This is a genomic window from Chitinophaga filiformis (assembly GCF_023100805.1).
GTDB classification, from domain to species: Bacteria; Bacteroidota; Bacteroidia; order Chitinophagales; family Chitinophagaceae; genus Chitinophaga; species Chitinophaga filiformis_B.
In genome coordinates, this window is record NZ_CP095855.1 from 7,687,119 (window position 1) to 7,704,160 (window position 17,042).

Below are 17,042 nucleotides of genomic sequence, written 5' to 3' on the forward strand. Positions count from 1 at the left end.
ATCAGATCTTGCTGTTTGTCAGATCAACCAATGACCAACCATGTCCGTTTACATCTCCCGCTCCTGAATTTTTAATCCAGTCTCCGCTCGCATCATTGCCCCTTACAGGACTAAGGTGCGGCAATCCGCCTACGCTTTCAATACCTAACCTGGCTTCATACAGGCCGACAGATATAGGAGTAGGCGGCGCCTGTTGAGTTGTAGCATTGTTATTGTAGTGTGAGTCCGGAAGGGACTGAATACTGCTGTTAGTACCGGCGTCTCCTATATAATAATTGGAACTGGAAGCATCGATGTACTCTATGAGATCATTAATGGCATCTACGCAGATTTCGGCTGCTGTTTTTAGCGGAGTGGCATTAGTAGCACTATCCCGGATATTTTTCAGTAATCCGATACACATCACCTGAGTAGCGGGGTCCCTGTGGGTCAGCCATTTTATCCATGATTCATGCTCATTATATGCAGCCACTTTAGTGCTCATATTGGCATAGTGTACCAATGTATTTTCGACATCGTCGATTGAGTTTTTATGGCATACTGCAGCACTGTTGTTACTGAGGAAGTTATTATGACGCAGTTCATTCAGTGCCTTTTTTTTACCCATACCATGCAGGATGCTTTCAAGTGCATTCATTGCCCCATGGGTAAAGATGTCATCGATAATTGCTTCCTGTACAGGTTTAGTAGTCCGTTTAGCAGGTCTGCCGCTTGTGCCTACTACACTGCTCTTGGTGGTGTCTGTCTCTACCGGCCATCTCTGGGCTACTGAATTTCCCGTCGCCTGTAGTTGTAACACTGCGGCCCCGGATGCTTTCATTTGAACCGCCTTTTGCGATGCTCTGTCCGCAATATCTCCCCTATTGAATTGTAAAGGAGATACTGCGGGTAAAGCGATACCCGCGGAAGATCTATCGATGGCAGCTGCTGCTCTGGAATTGGAAGAAGGATGGGCTTTCTGTTGTTGTTGCATGATAAGGAATGATTGATTAGCCGATGTCCGACATATCGTCGTAACACCAGGAGATGCAAATGCTGTTATGCAATGCATACATTAATATACGAAATTAATCAATTCTTCACCCTGACAACCTACGGGGAAAATAACAATACTATCTCTGCCGCTATACTTACAGCGTTCCTCTACACAAACAACAATATCTTTGGGTTTATGCTTAATCCTTGATCCGCTTCTTCAGCATGCTCACCTGATCCTGCAGATGGCTCACCATATCAGCCAGGTGATTTACACTCAGGCGACTTTGCTGACCTGTTTTGCTGATGACAGCATCTGACTGCCAGAGTTCAAGGACTTCATCCATACCAACCGCATAGGGTTCATATTGCGGATTATCTGACACCAGTGTGATCTTTCCTTTAGTGCGGTTGCTTTTAAGCACACGTTTATAAACAATGCCCTCACGGCTGGTCACCACTACATAGGCTTCATTGTTGCGGATCTCTTCCCAGCCATCTACTTTGTGGCAAACGATCACTGATCCGGACGGAGTGGGTAACATAGAATCTCCTGCGATCTCGAATGCCCTGTAGCTGCCTGCACCCATCATAGGGAGCGTGAAAGTGTTCAGTTCTTCAATGAATTCATCATCGTTGTAGCCAGCCAGGTATCCTGCCGCAGCTTTTACAGGTACGAACTCTATCTGCTGACGATCATTCGCCATCTTCTGCTGTCTGCGTTTTTCCAGGAAACTCTCTTTCTGGGAACCTACATCACGACGTAATAAGTCATCAATGGATATACGGAACATATCACTGACCAGTTCGAGCACTTCTGTGCGGGGTTCTGCACGTTCTTCTTCGTAAGCGCCCAACAGGGAACGTTTGATCCCTAATTTATCAGCAAACTCCTGCTGCGTCCAGCCTTTCTGCTTGCGCAGGAATTTTAAATTGCGGCATACTACTGACATAATCTAAATAATTTAGTACGTTACTAACAAAATTAGCATATAATTTTTATAATTACCAAATATATTCCGGTCAGCTTAACTTATTTTTGCCCGTAAATCCAACTCAATATTATGCATAACACGTTGTTAATTATTCACTCGCTGTTAAGGTGGGCAATCGTACTGACAGGATTATGGGCCGTGATCCGTGCATTGAAGGGCGTTAGTAGTAAATCACCTTACACCGCCGCAGATAAAAAAGCAGGTCTTTTCTTCATGATCTTCCTGGATACACAATTGCTGATAGGCTTACTGCTTTACTTTGTAACCAGCGCATTCGGACTTAAAGCTTTTCAGGAATACGGAGGTGAGGTGATGCGTAACGGCGGGCTTCGTTATTATGCAGTTGAACATGTATTTGTTGCTATCGTAGCCATTGCACTGGTGCACATCGGACGTGCCAAGGTGAAAAAGACGGCACAGGATGCACAGAAACATAAAACTTCCCTGATCTTCTTCGCCCTTGCATTGATCATACTGGCAACACGCATTCCATGGGAAAGAGGTCTGCTGGGCTACTAGTATAATACTCATCACACTATATTTCATAAAAGTGAAGGCTGTCCACTTAAGGTGAACAGCCTTTATTTTTATATGTGACCACTAAAACACCTGATCCCTTATCCCTTGTCCGTATTGAACAGGCGGTAAGAATAAATATAAGGCAGCGCTGCCAGGATACCTCCTGTAAAGATCAGCAAAAAGGTACCTGTTACTACCGGCAGGAAGAATCCTGCAATGATCATAACAATCCCGGTACACAACCAGAGGTTTCCCGCAAAAGCATGCGTTTCGCGCCAGATATCGTCGCTCTTCAGCGTCCAGGGCGTTCGTACGCCAATGAAATAGTTCGGCTCAAGCCGCCTCAGGTAAATACCTATCACCCCGATCAGTAATCCCACTCCCGTAAACACCCAGCGCTCTATCACAAACGGATGGCCCTGACTGGCCATAAAAATGATAGCCGCGGTAAAAATTGCCAGGTAGATATGGATCATGAAACGGATCTGGTAGTACTTCCTGTGAAATACAGTCATATCCTTGTGGTGAATATCCGGCTCATCCACATGCGGAATGTACCGGAACAAAAAATATAACAGCAGATTAGTAAAGAACAGGAACGTCATCAGGAGAAGAAAGTCACTTTTGGCACCCACCCGCTCGGCAACACCGCCTACGCTGAAATTAGTCGGCATAACGTCTGGCAGGGAAGGCCAGATAATTCCCAGATAGATCATGGGTACTATCAATAACAACAATAACAACAGTTCCTGGCCAATATCAGGCTTTTTCATGAGAAAGTGTTTTGTTTGAAAGTAAGTTGACAAATACTGTACCCGCTTACGGCACCCTTATAATTAACCATTATCCCCTCCAATTTGTTATTGACTGGTTATTTGTACTAATATTATTAGCACAAACTAAAAATATTAGTAAATTCGCTCCGGATCGTATAGTACATGGGCGATGGTCCGTGGACAGGCAATGCCCTCATAGCCTATGTCATACACATGCCGCCCGTCCATAGACTGTTTCCTGTGTACTATTCATCACCTGAACCATTACCGTAGCTTATGATTTCTTTGCAGCACAGGTCCATTGCTCATTTCGACATGGACAGCTTCTTCGTATCAGTAGAATGCAGGGATGACAACAGCCTGAAGGGGAAACCATTGCTGATAGGAGGTATGAGTGATCGTGGTGTAGTAGCCTCCTGTAGCTATGAGGCCCGCCGTTATGGCATCCATTCCGCTATGCCCATGAAAATGGCGCTGAAACTATGTCCCCACGCTATCGTCAGAAGAGGGGATATGGAGAAATACAGCCAGCTCTCCCGCGAAGTCACCGAACTCATAGCCGATAAGGCGCCGCTTTACGAAAAGTCTTCCATAGATGAATTTTACCTGGACCTGACCGGCATGGACAAATTCTTCGGTTCCATGAAATGGACAGCAGAACTACGCCAGCACATCATGCGGGAAACACAGTTGCCTGTTTCTTTCGGACTGGCTTCCAACAAAATGATCTCGAAAGTAGCTACCAATGAAGCCAAGCCCAACGGACAAATGGAGATCCTTTTCGGCGAAGAAAAAGCTTTCCTGGCCCCTATGCCGGTGGAAAAACTACCCATGGTGGGTAAAGAAACAGCCGGTCAGCTAAGACGTCGTGGGGTGGAAACAGTGAAAACACTGAGCGAAATACCCGTTAATCTGCTCGAAGCATGGCTGGGGAAGAATGGCATCTCCCTGTGGAACAAAGCCAATGGTATTGACGAATCTCCTGTTGTGCCATATCATGAACAGAAATCTATCTCTACAGAAAATACCTTCTCTTCCGATACCATCGACATGCAGTTCATTCATGCAGAATTGGTACGGATGACAGAAAAGATCGCCTTCGAACTGCGCCAGCAAAACAAACTCACCGGTTGCGTTACCGTAAAGATCCGCTATTCAGACTTTGAAACTGTTACCAAACAAATGACTATTCCCTATTCTGGCAGTGATCATATACTACTTGAAAAAGTGAAAGAGCTTTTTAATAAACTCTATGACCGGCGGCTCCTGATCCGTCTGATAGGTGTACGTTTCAGTCACCTGGTACAAGGCAATTACCAGATCAGCCTGTTCGACGATACACAGGAAATGATCGCACTCTACCAGGCTATCGACAATATTAAAAACCGGTTCGGATGGCAATACCTGATGAAGGGTACCAATGCAGTACCGCCTGCAAAAAGGGGAACCGTACGAAAACCGGATATCATGCCTTATCCTAAAGTGAGATAAACGCCTGCTGATATGTATCTCAACTGCAAATCCTTCTTCAGCCTGCGCTATGGTACTATTGATACGAAAGACCTGGTCAGGATTGCCCGTGAAACAGGCGTTACATCTCTTGCGCTAACCAATATCAACATCACATCCGATACATGGAACTTCGTAAAGGAATGCCAGGAACAAGGCATTAAACCTATCATAGGTCTCGAATGCAGGAACGGACACGAGCTGAAATACATTCTGCTGGCGCGCGATATGGAGGGATGGTTCTATATCAACCGCTTCCTCTCCGATCATCTGCATAAAGCACTTCCCTTCCCCGACCGTGCCCCGGCCTTTCCCGGTATATTTGCCATCTATGCCTGGGGAACCCTGCCATTGCATGATCTGCATGCACATGAACTGTTAGGCATCCGCCGCCGCGAGATCAATAAACTGTTCCGCGTAGATACCATGTCCTACCAGCACAAACTCGTTATACTGCAACCTGTCACTTTTCAGGATACCGATCATTATGAACTGCATCGTGTATTGCGCGCTATCGATCAGAATATCCTCATCAGTCAGCTGCTGCCACATACCACCGCCCAGGCAGACGAACAGTTCCTGCCGCCGGCCATATTGTTTGAGAGCTTTGAACAATATCCGCATATCATCAGCAATACAGTGCGGGTGATGGATGCCTGCCAGATCGACTTCAACTTTAAAACACCCCGCAACAAAAAACATTTTACAAACAGTGAGGAAGAAGACCATGCGCTGCTCAGGCAATTAGCATATGAAGGCATGCTGAGACGTTATGGCCCCGACAATGAAGAAGCAAAAGCGCGCATTGAAAAGGAACTGGGTGTTGTGCAGGAACAGCATTTTGATTGTTATTTCCTCATCACCTGGGATATCATCCGCTATGCGCAGGAAAGAGGCTTCTTCTATGTGGGCCGTGGTAGTGGCGCTAATTCTATTATCGCGTACTGCCTGAAGATCACAGACGTTGACCCCATAGAACTGAATCTTTATTTCGAAAGATTTCTCAATCCTTATCGCAGATCTCCTCCCGACTTTGATATCGACTTCTCATGGCGGGACAGGGATGAGATCATTGACTATGTTTTCAACAAATATGGCAACGTACATACAGCCCTGTTGGGTACGGTTACTACGTTTCAACAGAATGCAACCATCCGGGAACTGGGCAAGGTATATGGTCTTCCAAAACACGAAATAGATAAAATACTGGACACGCCTTTCCAACCCGATCTCACGGGCGATAGTGTGCAGCGGAATATCCTGCGCTACAGCCAGCTGATGTCGGGCGCAAAGGCATTTCCCAATCATCTTAGCATCCACGCAGGCGGTATCCTCATCAGTGAGGCGCCCATTCATCAGCACTGCGCTACTTATATGCCACCCAAAGGCTTCAGCACGGCACAACTGGATATGCACCAGGCAGAAGCTATCGGGTTGTTCAAATTCGATATACTTAGTCAGCGGGGCCTCGGTCATATCAGGGACTCCCTGGCCATTATCAAAGAAAATAAAGGCATAGATATCGACATCCATGATGTAAAAGCATTCATGCAGGATCCACGTGTACAGCACGAGCTGAAAACAGTGAATACCATTGGCTGCTTTTATATTGAATCGCCCGCCATGCGGCAGTTGTTACAGAAATTGCAATGTGAAGACTATCTCACGCTGGTAGCCGCCAGCTCTGTAATACGGCCAGGCGTAGCGCAATCAGGTATGATGCGGCAATATGTGCACAACTACCGTAACCAGGACAAGGTAGTATACCTGCATGAAATTGTGAAGCAGGTATTAAGCGAAACATTCGGCATCATGGTATACCAGGAAGATGTGATCAGGATCGTGCATGAATATGCTGATATGGACCTTGCCGATGCTGACATCCTGCGCAGGGCTATGGCAGGGAAATACCGCGGACAGGGAGACTTTCAGAAAATAGAACAGCAGTTCTTCACGAACTGTAAACGGCTGGGAAGACCTGACGATGTAACAAAGGAACTCTGGCGGCAGATTGCCAGCTTCTCCGGCTTCTCTTTTTCAAAGGCACACTCGGCAAGCTTTGCAGTGGAGAGTTACCAGAGCCTTTTCCTGAAGACTTATTTCCCTGCGGAGTTTATGGTAGCAGTTATCAACAACTTCGGCGGCTTTTATAACAGGGAACTGTACTTTCGTGAATTACATAAGACCGGTGCTATCATTAAAGCACCCTGCATTAATAACAGTGAATACTATACGAGAATAACAGGCAACACGGTGTATACCGGCTTCATTCATATTGAAGGACTGGAAGAAAAATGGATGCAGGAAGTACTGGAAGAACGTACATTGTACGGTGCTTTCGAGAACCTGGAAGATTTTGTTGCACGTGTTGCGCCACCGCCGGAACAACTGGATATACTGATAAGAATAGGCGCTTTTAATTTTGATGCGCATACCAAAAAAGAATTGCTGTGGAAGAGCAGCCTGCTGCTGAGAAAAAGGGCGCCGCATGCAGAACATATACAACCCTTGTTCCGGGAGCAGGTACCCGAATGCCAGTTACCAATGTTATCGTATCATGAGCATGAACATGCATTCGAAGAAATTGCATTGCTGGGCTTTCCCTTATGCTCTCCCTTTGATATTCTTCAACATGACCAGCAGGGATATGTTCCTGCGAAGCGTTTTAAGGAGCATAAAGACAAGCTTATTTCCACACTGGGATACCTGGTGTGTACGAAGGGAATTTATACCAGCAAAGGCATTCCTATGAGCTTTGGCACCTTCATGGATGTAAACGGCGATTTTATTGACACCGTACATTTCCCCGATATCCTCAAACAATATCCTTTTCAGAAAGGAGGTTTTTATATACTGCAGGGAAAGGTGACAGCCGAGTATGATGTGTATTCAATTGAGGTGAGCTACATGCGGAAGATCGGCTACTTTGAAGATAAATAACAGCGCGTATAAACGACAAAGGGTACATCAGAAGATGCACCCTTTGTGGTTTATAATATACTTTCCAGCGCCTATTCCAGGTTGAACAAACCTTTATTCAGCAGCTGTAATGTTTTCTCTTTGTACTGACCGCCTATCAGGATAGAAATGTTATGACGGCTGCCTCCATAAGAGATCATACGCAATGGCACTTCATTCAGCGCATCAAACAGTTTCTTCAGAATAGAGGGTGTAGCTGCCACTTCATTACCTACAATAGATACGATGGTCTGGTGATGATCCAGTTCCACAGAACCGAAGGGCTGTAACTCTTTCAGCAGCTGATCCAGGTTAGGTGTATTCTCTATTGTCAGCGACACGGCTACCTCAGAGGTAGTGATCATATCAATTGGCGTACGGTATTTTTCGAACACTTCGAAGATCTTACGGAGGAAACCGTAAGCCAGCAGCATACGGCTGGATTTGATCTTGATAGCGATGATACCATCTTTGGCCGCAATAGCTTTTACACCGTCTCCGCTGGGCAGTTCAGTGATGATGGTACCCTTTGCCTCCGGCTGCATGGTGTTCAGCAATTTCACAGGGATGTTGAAATGCTGTGCAGGCCAGATGGATGCCGGGTGAAGGATCTTAGCGCCGAAATAAGCCAGTTCCGCGGCTTCGTCGAAAGACAGTTGCTCGATCGGGAAGGTTTTCTTTACTACCCTTGGATCGTTGTTGTGCATACCGTCTATATCTGTCCAGATCTGTACTTCGCTGGCCTGGATGGCAGCGCCGATCAGGGAGGCAGAATAGTCGCTACCCCCACGTTTCAGGTTGTCTACTTCACCTTTTGCATTACGGCAGATGTAACCCTGGGTGACGAAGATGTTCTTACCCTTGTTCTTTTCCAGCAGGTTACCCAGCTTGATCTTGATCTTCGGGATTTCAGGTTCTTCATATTCATCGATGCTCATAAAGTCCAGCGCCGGCAGCAATACGGCGTCTACACCGGCTTCTTCCAGGTATATGCTGAACAGGCGGGTGGACAACAGTTCGCCTTGTGCCAGTATATCCTTGTTCAGGGCCTCGTTAAAAGATATCTTAAGAATGATGTTCAGGAACTCGAAATGTTCGTCAACAACAGCAGCAGCCTTGGCGCGTGAGGCGTCCTGCTTGACCAGGGCCTCGCAAAAAGTTCTGTAATGTGCTTCCAGCTTGTCTATCTGGCCTTTTGCCTGTTCTTTTTTACCCTCGGAAAGGGATTGCCCGATTTCTACCAAAGCATTGGTAGTACCGGATAATGCGGACAACACTACTATTTTAGGAGTATTATCAGCAGTCACCAGACTGGCCACGGCATGCATACGTTCCGGTTTACCTACAGACGTACCACCAAATTTTAAGATCTTCATTGCTGTTGAATTGTTATATGTTTGACGCTACAAGATATTGAGCTTAAAAAGCCGCAAGTTCGTGTGTTTATGGCGACTTTAAAAATCCAATTTAAATTTTCCTGCTACTTCCTGCAGATCTTTCACCACGGGGTCCAGTAAGGGAATGCCCGCAGTTCTTCTCTCCTTCTCCATTTCCCTTTCAGGATCGCCTGGTATGAGCACCTGTTCGCCCGCTACAGGCTTTGCCTGGCGGAAACGGGTGATCCATTTGTCCATGTGTTCCTTGAACTCATCTGCCGGACGGAATGCATCCACCCTCATTGCTCCCAGGAAATGCCCCAGGCCCTCTCCTACCGGATCGGGCGCCAATGGCAGGAAGCTCACGAAAGGCGGCGCCCAGGGCCCGTAATTGGCGCCGGAGAGCACTGCAGAGAAGATGTCCACGATCGCTCCCAGGCAATATCCCTTATGACTGCCGTGGTCACGGTCGCCACCCAGTGGCAGCAAGGCGCCTCCGGACTTCAGTTCATGTGGGTTAGTGCTGGAATGACCGTCCTTATCCTGGATCCAGCCGGTAGGCGCTTCCTGGCTTTTCCGCTGCAGGATCTCCAGTTTACCATTGGCAGCCGTAGTAGTGGCAAAGTCGGCCACGAAAGGCGGCTGCTCTTTGGCAGGTATGGCTACCGCAATGGGGTTGGTGCCCAGCATACGCTCTGTGGCGAAGGTGGGGGCCACCAGGGGGCTGGCGTTTGTCATCGCCATCCCGATCATGTCCTTCTCCAGGGCCATCATTGCATGCTGGCCAGCTATACCAAAGTGATTGGAATTCTTAACGCTTACCCAGCCGCTGCCCACTGCAGCCGCTTTCTCAATAGCCACTTTCATGGCAAAGGGCGCTACTACCAGTCCGAGACCGGCGTCGCCGTCTACAACCGCCGTACTGGGCGTTTCATGTACCACGCGTACATTCGGCGTAGCATTGATCCTGCCGGCCTCCCACAACCGTACATAACCCGTCAGACGGGCTACGCCATGGGAATCTATTCCCCGCAGATCTGCAGATAACAATACTTCGCTGGCGGTGTCGGCATCCTGAGGAGGACACCCCATTTTTATAAATACTTCCCTGGTAAATTCCCGCAGATGGGGATAGGAGAATGTCTGACTCATTGTTACTTAAATCCTGTTTCCTGTATGGTTTCCGTTCAGCGTTTCAAAAAAGAACGATTATGCCTGTGCAGTTGGCCCGCCAAAGTTCATGGGCAGGGAAACAGGATCCTGGTCCTGAATGGCGCCATGCACAGATTCATATTTCTTGATATTGTCCACCAGGGCTCTCATGAAGCGCTTGGCGTGCTGAGGAGTCAATATAATGCGTGATTTTACCTTCGCCTTGGGCAAACCGGGCATCACGTTTACGAAATCCACTACAAATTCGGCATTGGAATGGGTGATGATAGCCAGGTTGGCATACACACCTTCCGCTATTTCCTCGCTCAACTCAATATTAAGCTGATTCTGTTCTTCCTGCTGATTTTCCATATTATTTTGCTTTTGCGGTACAAATGTAAAAAAGAGACCTTAAAATGAAAGGTCTCTTTTTCAAACGTCGGTACAAGGAAGTAATACGGTCTATTGAGCATCCCACCATACCCGGCGTGTCAGCCTGGTGTTGGCAGGCGTATTGGTATTGTAACGTACCTCGCTGCTGGGATAGAACAATGATCTTGGCAACTGCCCCCCCAGTACATTGCCCGGAGTAGCCGTCAAAGCTGGCAAACCCGTTCTGCGCCAGTCGGTCCATACCTCAGGGCTTAAGAACAGGGCTATATACTTCTGGGTCATGATGTCAGCGAGCGTAATATTGGCCGCGGTCTTCTCCACCTCTGTCAGATAGGACGCATTGTTGATGGTCCTGAGCAGATTGGCCCTCACTGCTTCATTGTAGGCTGCTGCTGCCTCCGCGTTATTTCCGTTCCGGAATTGCAGTTCCGCTTCAATGAACTTCACCTCATCATAAGACATAAAGTAAACCGGGGAGTTAGCAGAACCGTATAAGGGGCCCAGCGAACTTGGATCGGAAGGATCAAAATACACTGCATACCTCGGATCATCGGCGGCAGACATAATATCATTGAGGTGACCGGTAAAGATGATATCGGCACGCTGGGTATTGAACTGGTACCAGGGCGCCTGCGTAGTGGTGGCGCTGCTGCCGACAAATTTGACAAAAGCGCCCTCACCGGCTTCAAAGCCCTTAGCCGCTTCTGCCAGTGCTTTGGCCGCAGCTGTATTATCCACCTTTACAGTATGCAGGTAAAATTTGGCCTTCAGCGAATGAGCAAACCTGAGCCATTTTTCCAGATCGCCCTCAAACAGGAGGTCGTCATTGGTACCCGGCTGGAAAGCGCTGCCATCATCTACTTCAAGGTCGGCAATAGCCTCATCGAGCAAGCGGTGCAGCTCGGCATAAATGGACTGCTGGTTGTCATATTTCGGCTGTGTATTGACCAGACCCTTGAAAGCTTCTGTAAATGGTACATCTCCCCAGAAGTCAGTCACCTGCCCAAGGTCATTCGCCATCATTATTTTGCCCACAGCGGCATAGTGCTTTTGCCCGGCTGTAGTGGCAATAGATATCAACGTATCAATATTTGTCATGATAGCACCATAGAAGCCGGCATACCACATGTTGTCCACATCATCGGGCGTGATATTATACAAATCAGCACTGGCCGACTGGTTGGCAGCGCCTGTTACCTGTTGCATAAAGATAGACGGGAAACGGGAAGCATCTCCACCCCAGGTGTAAGCGCTCTGCAGGATCACCCCTGGTAGCAGGGACGACGCGGTTGGATTCTTTAACTGAGAGGGGTCATCATTGATGCCATTATAGAAATAATCCTTCCTGCAGCCCTGCGAGATGGCCAACAGAAATATTATTGACAGTAGATATTTAGTAATCCGTAACATGGTCATTCGTTTTAAAGGGTTAGAATTTAAACTTAAAATTCAGGCCATAGCTGGAAGTACCGGGTATATTGAAGTAATCAATACCCTGTGCATTGGTAGCCCCCGTCAGGCTGGTTTCAGGATCTATGCCCTTATACGGAGTCCATATGATGATGTTACGGGCAAATCCGCTAACAGTAATGGCTTTGACGAACCTGGAGTTCTTAAACTTATCTGCCGGAAAATCGTAGGACAAACTCACTTCACGCAATTTCACAAAAGAGGCATCATCTATAAATGTTTCTGTCTGTGCACCAAAACCACCACCATTTCCAAGGTACCAGGCTTCATCCAGTGGCACTGCGGTTGAATTGACCGCACCACCGCCCGGTTTTTCAGCACCACCCTCGTTATGTACGATCTCACCCGCATCGTTCAGGTGTCCCATCACACCGGGGAATACCTGTTGCTTTCCCCTGTCTATTGTATAATAGGAAGTACCAATAGCCTGGAGCGATCCGCGTGTACCGTTCCACAGGTCACCTTTATGCTTCCAGTCCACCAGCGCATACAATGAGAATCCTTTATAGCTGAAAGTATTGCCGATACCCATCAGGAACACCGGGTTGGGGTTCCCCACCTTCCTCTGTTCTGTAGACACCACCGGATAACCGAAGTCATCGGGATTGTCACTGATAACGATACGGCCCTGCGGATCTCTCTGCCAACCATAAGCATAGATAATACCAGCAGGCTCATTCGGCAGATGCGCTATCACCGTACCGGTAAACCCGTTCACTGTTACCTGGTTGATGCCCGGAGCCAGTGCCAGTACCTTGCTGCGGTTCATGCTATAGTTTACAAACATATCCCAGGTAAAGGCCTTGTCAGCGATTGGCTTGGCGCTCAGGGTAATTTCCAGACCATTGTTCCTGATAGAAGCAGCGTTCAGGTTAACATACTGGTATCCGGCAGAACCTGCTATAGGAGCCCTTACCAGCAGATCGGTACCTTTGGTGTGGTAACCGGTCGCATCAATTCCAAAACGGTTGTTGAAGAACTGTAACTGTATACCTGCCTCATAAGAGAGGGTCTTTTCAGGTTTCAGGTTGGGGTTGCCCAATACGTTGTTTAAAGAAAAGCTACCTTTTCCGTCATACGGGAAGGAGACACCTGTAGTATAGCCATCCGGATAAGTGGTAGGCACGGAGAAAGATTTCGTCAGGAAAGACCCCGGATCTTTACCTACCTGGGCTATTGATAACCTGATCTTACCAAAGCTGAGCACATCTCCCCCCTTCAGGGCGCCAAGTTCTGTAAATACAAAACCTAAGCTGGCTGATGGATAGAAGAAGCTGTTGCTGCCCGGCGGCAGGGTGGACGACCAGTCATTACGCCCCGTCACTTCGAGGAACAACATTGACTGATAATCGAAGTTTGCATCAAAATAAAGCGATATTCTCCTGTAAGGAGTAACGTAGTTGTATGATTTCTGTACGGTTGCGTTACTGATATTATCATATCCCGGAGAAGTCAGACCATCGCCCTGTACATACAGTTCATCCAATTTGCGTGAGTACAGGTTATTACCTACCCTGAGGTTTACCCTGAAATCTTTCGAAACCTGTTTGTTGTAGGTCACGATCGCGTCTGAGTTCACACTTTTATAAGTGTACCTGTCGTCATACAGACGACCGCCGTTATAGGCGCCGGATTGTATTTCATAGTACTGGTGACGGTTATCACTATATATGTCCGTACCAATACGATAGGTCAATGTGAAGTCTTTTATAAAGTCATAATCCACCTGCAGGCTTCCTATAATACGGTTCACTGCAGTAGTGTAAGGGTTATTATTGATAGTCCAGTAAGGATTATCGTATATACCATTCCGGTAAGAACGCTGTAGACCGTTGGAGAACAGGTAAGTCCTGGGGTCGTCTGCGGCCAGTCCTCCATTAGAGTTATCAAAAGTAATAGGCGTTCTCGTTAAGCCCAGCATGATACCAGACAGGTTACTACCATTTTGTGGCATACTACCGTTGGTAACGTTGAAATTAAGGTTAGCCGATGTCCTTATTTTTTCAGAGATTTTCAACTGTCCGGCCAGTGCGATAGCTGTACGTTGCTGGTACTGCAGCGGTACAATGGAGTTCTGGTAGTTGTGGGAAACAGACATGCGGTAAGTAGCTGCTTCGGTACCACCTGTAAATGACAGGCTATTATTATAGGTAACGCCCGTTCTCCAGAAATCCTTGGTGTTATCGTACGGAACGAATTTGATGTTGGCGTTGGGATTGGAAGCGCCCACCACGTCGCCATGGAAATCATATTCATTTGGGGTACCTGTCCAGAACAGGGTGTCAATATTGGCTCCCCAGGAATAGCGGGTAGTGGAAGTGAATGGCGCCAGTTTGCCACCTGTCCCTTTGGAAAATTGTTTCTGGATCTTTGGCAACCTGTTCACCACATCAAAGGAAACGCCTGTACTAAAATCTACACTGACCTTACCTGCCTTACCTTTTTTAGTAGTAATGATAATAGCGCCATTGGCGGCGTCAATACCATAAATTGCGGCGGCGGCGGGGCCTTTCAGTACGGAAATGCTTTCAATGTCGTCCGGATTGATATCCGCGCCACGGTTAGTATTTGTAGCCCCCTGCAGGAGATTGTTTGTTGCATCGGCAGGGTCGCCGGAATAGTTCTGCGAGTTATCCACAGGAATACCATCTATTACAAAAAGGGGCTGGTTATTACCGGTCAGGGAGTTCGTACCCCTGAGCTTTATGAAAGTAGAAGCTCCGGGCGTACCACCTGAACCAATTACCTGCATACCGGCCACCTTCCCCGACATGGCCCTGAGCGCATCGCCCTGGCTGGCCTTTACGAGGTCGTCGCCCTTTACGTCCTGTACAGCATATCCCAACGCTTTTTTCTCACGTTTGATACCTATACCGGTAACTACTACTTCCTGTAAGTTTTTGTTGTCCTGTGTCAGTGTAATGTCATAGGAAGTAGCGGCGCCCACAGGAATTTCTTTAAGTGTAAAACCCACGCTTCTGACTTGCAGAACGTTGTTATTACCGTCTACCACTAATCGGAAATTACCGTTCTGGTCGGCGGTAGTACCTTTATTGGTACCCTTTATCTGGACAGTGGCATAAGGTATGGGAACCCCATCGGTTCCTGTCACCTTACCTGTCACTTCACGCTGTTGTGCGTAAAGTCCTGTCATTAAACAACTAAGAATTAACAAGCACAGTAAATGTTTTAGCATAACGGTTCGGATTTATTTTATACACCGGAGAGGTGCGTGAATAAAACAATGTCCTGAGGAGTATGGCCCGATATGTCGTTTTACGAATTTCTTGCGTTAATTAAAATCCAAGCTTAGTTTTTCTGTTGATTGATTTACAAGGGGTTCTCCTGTATAACAAAAATGAAGGGGTTGGGTTCAGTGGATTAACAAAAAAGCCCTCCTCAAAACTATTGAGGAGGGCCTTGTTATCAATTCTAAATCTTGTGCAGCTACAGCTTTTGTCTATTCGGGAGTTGATTATTTATCCCAGAATATTTTTGTTGTCACTTTATCGCCATCGCCACCCAGATCTTTAGCTGCTTTGTCATAATTAGCTTTGTTCAGATTCTGTTCAGAAACAGGATAAGTGAAGCGTACAGGCCATGCACTTCTTGCAGTAGGACCAGGTACGAATACAGGGTAATCAAGTCTTCTTGCTTCTACCCATGCATCAAAACCACGGTTGTACAATGCGATCCATTTCTGCAGACCTATTTTCTGTTTGTAAGTACCTGTAGCTGTTGCATATGCCACGGAAGGCTGAGCCAGGTAGGCAATTGCTTCAGCTGCGGTACCACCCCAGGAAATGATGGAGTTGGTGATAGCGTTGTTGTAGTGAGTTGCAGCAACACCTGTTAACAGACCTCTTTCGATAGCTTCTGCACGCAGGAACTCTATTTCGGAATAGTCGATAAATACGCCTGGCAGATCTTTTCTTTCCAGTTTATCGCCCGGATGAGAGTATGCAATGTAAGAGCCTTTGGTACCATATTTTAATCCTATAAACTGACCACCCACTGTAGTGAAGAACTGACCGATCCTTGGGTCGTTCAGCGCCTTCAGCTGATCAATGATCAGAGTGGTAGCATTAAAGTCATGACGACCGCTCTGCACCAGGTCTTCCCACAGCGGGTTGGTATTTGGCGGAACGGTTGAATAAGGAAATCTCGCGTATTCGCCCTGGATATTGAAAGCCTTAGGATCTGCCGCAGTAACAGCAGCAGCAGCCTTATCCGGCGCTACGTCTACCAGGGTCATACCTAATCTGAATTTCAGAGAGTTGCCAAACTTGATCCAGCTGTTGATTTCATCATCAGCGAAGAGCATATTGGCGGCGTCAAAACCTCCGGCACTTGCATCGAAAGATGCCAGGGCTGCATCCAGGCGGGTAAGCAGGTCAGTATAGATGGTCAAACCGTCTTCATATACCGGGAACAGGTTGTCAATATCCAGTGATTTGCTGTAAGGTACATTACCGAAAGTATTTACAGCCACTGAAGTAGCGAAAATTGACATGATCTCGATCTGAGCCAGCTGATTCTTTTTAGTAGCAGCGCTGATGGATGCATCACCCTGTACTACTTTTTTCGCCTCGTTCAGATCTTTCAGTACATCTGTATAAAGTGCGCTCCACACCGCGTCAGGAATGCTCCTTTTGATCAGGTTGTAGTTGGACTCATCCAGGTAAGTGTTCTCTGTCCATTGTTGTACGATCAATCTGTAAACGTTCAGATTCACACTTGTACTGGTCAACAGGTCAGCCAGTTCTTTGGTTGCACTCGCATACAGTGCAGAACCAGCTACTACCTCCGGTTTCTTCACATCATTGTTAAGTGAAGTGAGGTCTTTGGTGCAGGATACTGTCGAAACCATACCTGCTATAGAGAGTGATGCGTATAAGAATATTCTTTTCATTTTACTT

The 17,042-nt window shown here is 47.1% G+C and carries 12 protein-coding genes; 3 read left to right on the plus strand and 9 right to left on the minus strand.

Annotated elements, in window-relative coordinates:
* Nucleotide 1: 1 nt before the first annotated feature.
* Together MYF79_RS30035 and MYF79_RS30040 are read right to left on the minus strand one after the other, a co-directional pair.
* The gene (locus MYF79_RS30035) at nucleotides 2-973 is read right to left on the minus strand and encodes a hypothetical protein (protein WP_247811539.1); all 972 of its coding nucleotides are present in this window, start codon (nucleotides 971-973) and stop codon (nucleotides 2-4) included.
* Between the two features lie 202 nt (nucleotides 974-1,175).
* On the minus strand, nucleotides 1,176-1,928 hold the full coding sequence (locus tag MYF79_RS30040) for an XRE family transcriptional regulator (RefSeq protein WP_199653190.1): 753 nt from the start codon (nucleotides 1,926-1,928) through the stop codon (nucleotides 1,176-1,178).
* Between the two features lie 111 nt (nucleotides 1,929-2,039).
* Here MYF79_RS30040 and MYF79_RS30045 point away from each other — a divergent pair, with 111 nt between their 5' ends.
* Nucleotides 2,040-2,489 (plus strand): hypothetical protein, encoded by a 450-nt coding sequence (locus MYF79_RS30045; RefSeq protein WP_247811540.1) that lies wholly within the window; start codon nucleotides 2,040-2,042, stop codon nucleotides 2,487-2,489.
* Between the two features lie 98 nt (nucleotides 2,490-2,587).
* Here the strand turns inward: MYF79_RS30045 and MYF79_RS30050 are convergent, their stop codons facing one another.
* Nucleotides 2,588-3,262 carry an SdpI family protein gene (locus MYF79_RS30050; RefSeq protein WP_247811541.1) on the minus strand — a complete coding sequence of 225 codons (675 nt, stop codon included), beginning with the start codon at nucleotides 3,260-3,262 and terminating at the stop codon, nucleotides 2,588-2,590.
* Nucleotides 3,263-3,541: 279 nt separating this feature from the next.
* On the opposite strand from MYF79_RS30050, the gene dinB reads away from it, so the two are divergent.
* Nucleotides 3,542-4,756: a DNA polymerase IV gene (gene dinB, locus MYF79_RS30055; protein ID WP_247811542.1), complete on the plus strand. Its 1,215-nt coding sequence runs from the start codon at nucleotides 3,542-3,544 to the stop codon at nucleotides 4,754-4,756.
* A 12-nt stretch (nucleotides 4,757-4,768) separates the two neighbouring features.
* Nucleotides 4,769-7,714 (plus strand): DNA polymerase III subunit alpha, encoded by a 2,946-nt coding sequence (locus MYF79_RS30060; RefSeq protein WP_247811543.1) that lies wholly within the window; start codon nucleotides 4,769-4,771, stop codon nucleotides 7,712-7,714.
* Between the two features lie 71 nt (nucleotides 7,715-7,785).
* On the opposite strand, the gene MYF79_RS30065 is transcribed toward MYF79_RS30060, so the two are convergent.
* The 6 genes from MYF79_RS30065 to MYF79_RS30090 all read right to left on the minus strand — a co-directional run bounded on the left by MYF79_RS30065 (nucleotide 7,786) and on the right by MYF79_RS30090 (nucleotide 17,035).
* Nucleotides 7,786-9,108, minus strand: a complete 1,323-nt coding sequence (locus MYF79_RS30065; protein WP_247811544.1) for an aspartate kinase — start codon at nucleotides 9,106-9,108, stop codon at nucleotides 7,786-7,788.
* Nucleotides 9,109-9,186: 78 nt separating this feature from the next.
* The gene (locus MYF79_RS30070) at nucleotides 9,187-10,260 is read right to left on the minus strand and encodes an Ldh family oxidoreductase (protein WP_247811545.1); all 1,074 of its coding nucleotides are present in this window, start codon (nucleotides 10,258-10,260) and stop codon (nucleotides 9,187-9,189) included.
* Nucleotides 10,261-10,317: 57 nt separating this feature from the next.
* Nucleotides 10,318-10,632, minus strand: a complete 315-nt coding sequence (locus tag MYF79_RS30075; protein WP_089834682.1) for a DUF3467 domain-containing protein — start codon at nucleotides 10,630-10,632, stop codon at nucleotides 10,318-10,320.
* A 90-nt stretch (nucleotides 10,633-10,722) separates the two neighbouring features.
* Complete coding sequence (locus MYF79_RS30080; protein WP_247811546.1) at nucleotides 10,723-12,063, minus strand: SusD/RagB family nutrient-binding outer membrane lipoprotein; 1,341 nt, start codon at nucleotides 12,061-12,063, stop codon at nucleotides 10,723-10,725.
* A gap of 19 nt (nucleotides 12,064-12,082) precedes the next feature.
* On the minus strand, nucleotides 12,083-15,277 hold the full coding sequence (locus MYF79_RS30085; protein ID WP_247811547.1) for a SusC/RagA family TonB-linked outer membrane protein: 3,195 nt from the start codon (nucleotides 15,275-15,277) through the stop codon (nucleotides 12,083-12,085).
* A 321-nt stretch (nucleotides 15,278-15,598) separates the two neighbouring features.
* The gene (locus MYF79_RS30090; protein ID WP_247811548.1) at nucleotides 15,599-17,035 is read right to left on the minus strand and encodes a SusD/RagB family nutrient-binding outer membrane lipoprotein; all 1,437 of its coding nucleotides are present in this window, start codon (nucleotides 17,033-17,035) and stop codon (nucleotides 15,599-15,601) included.
* Nucleotides 17,036-17,042 lie beyond the last annotated feature (7 nt).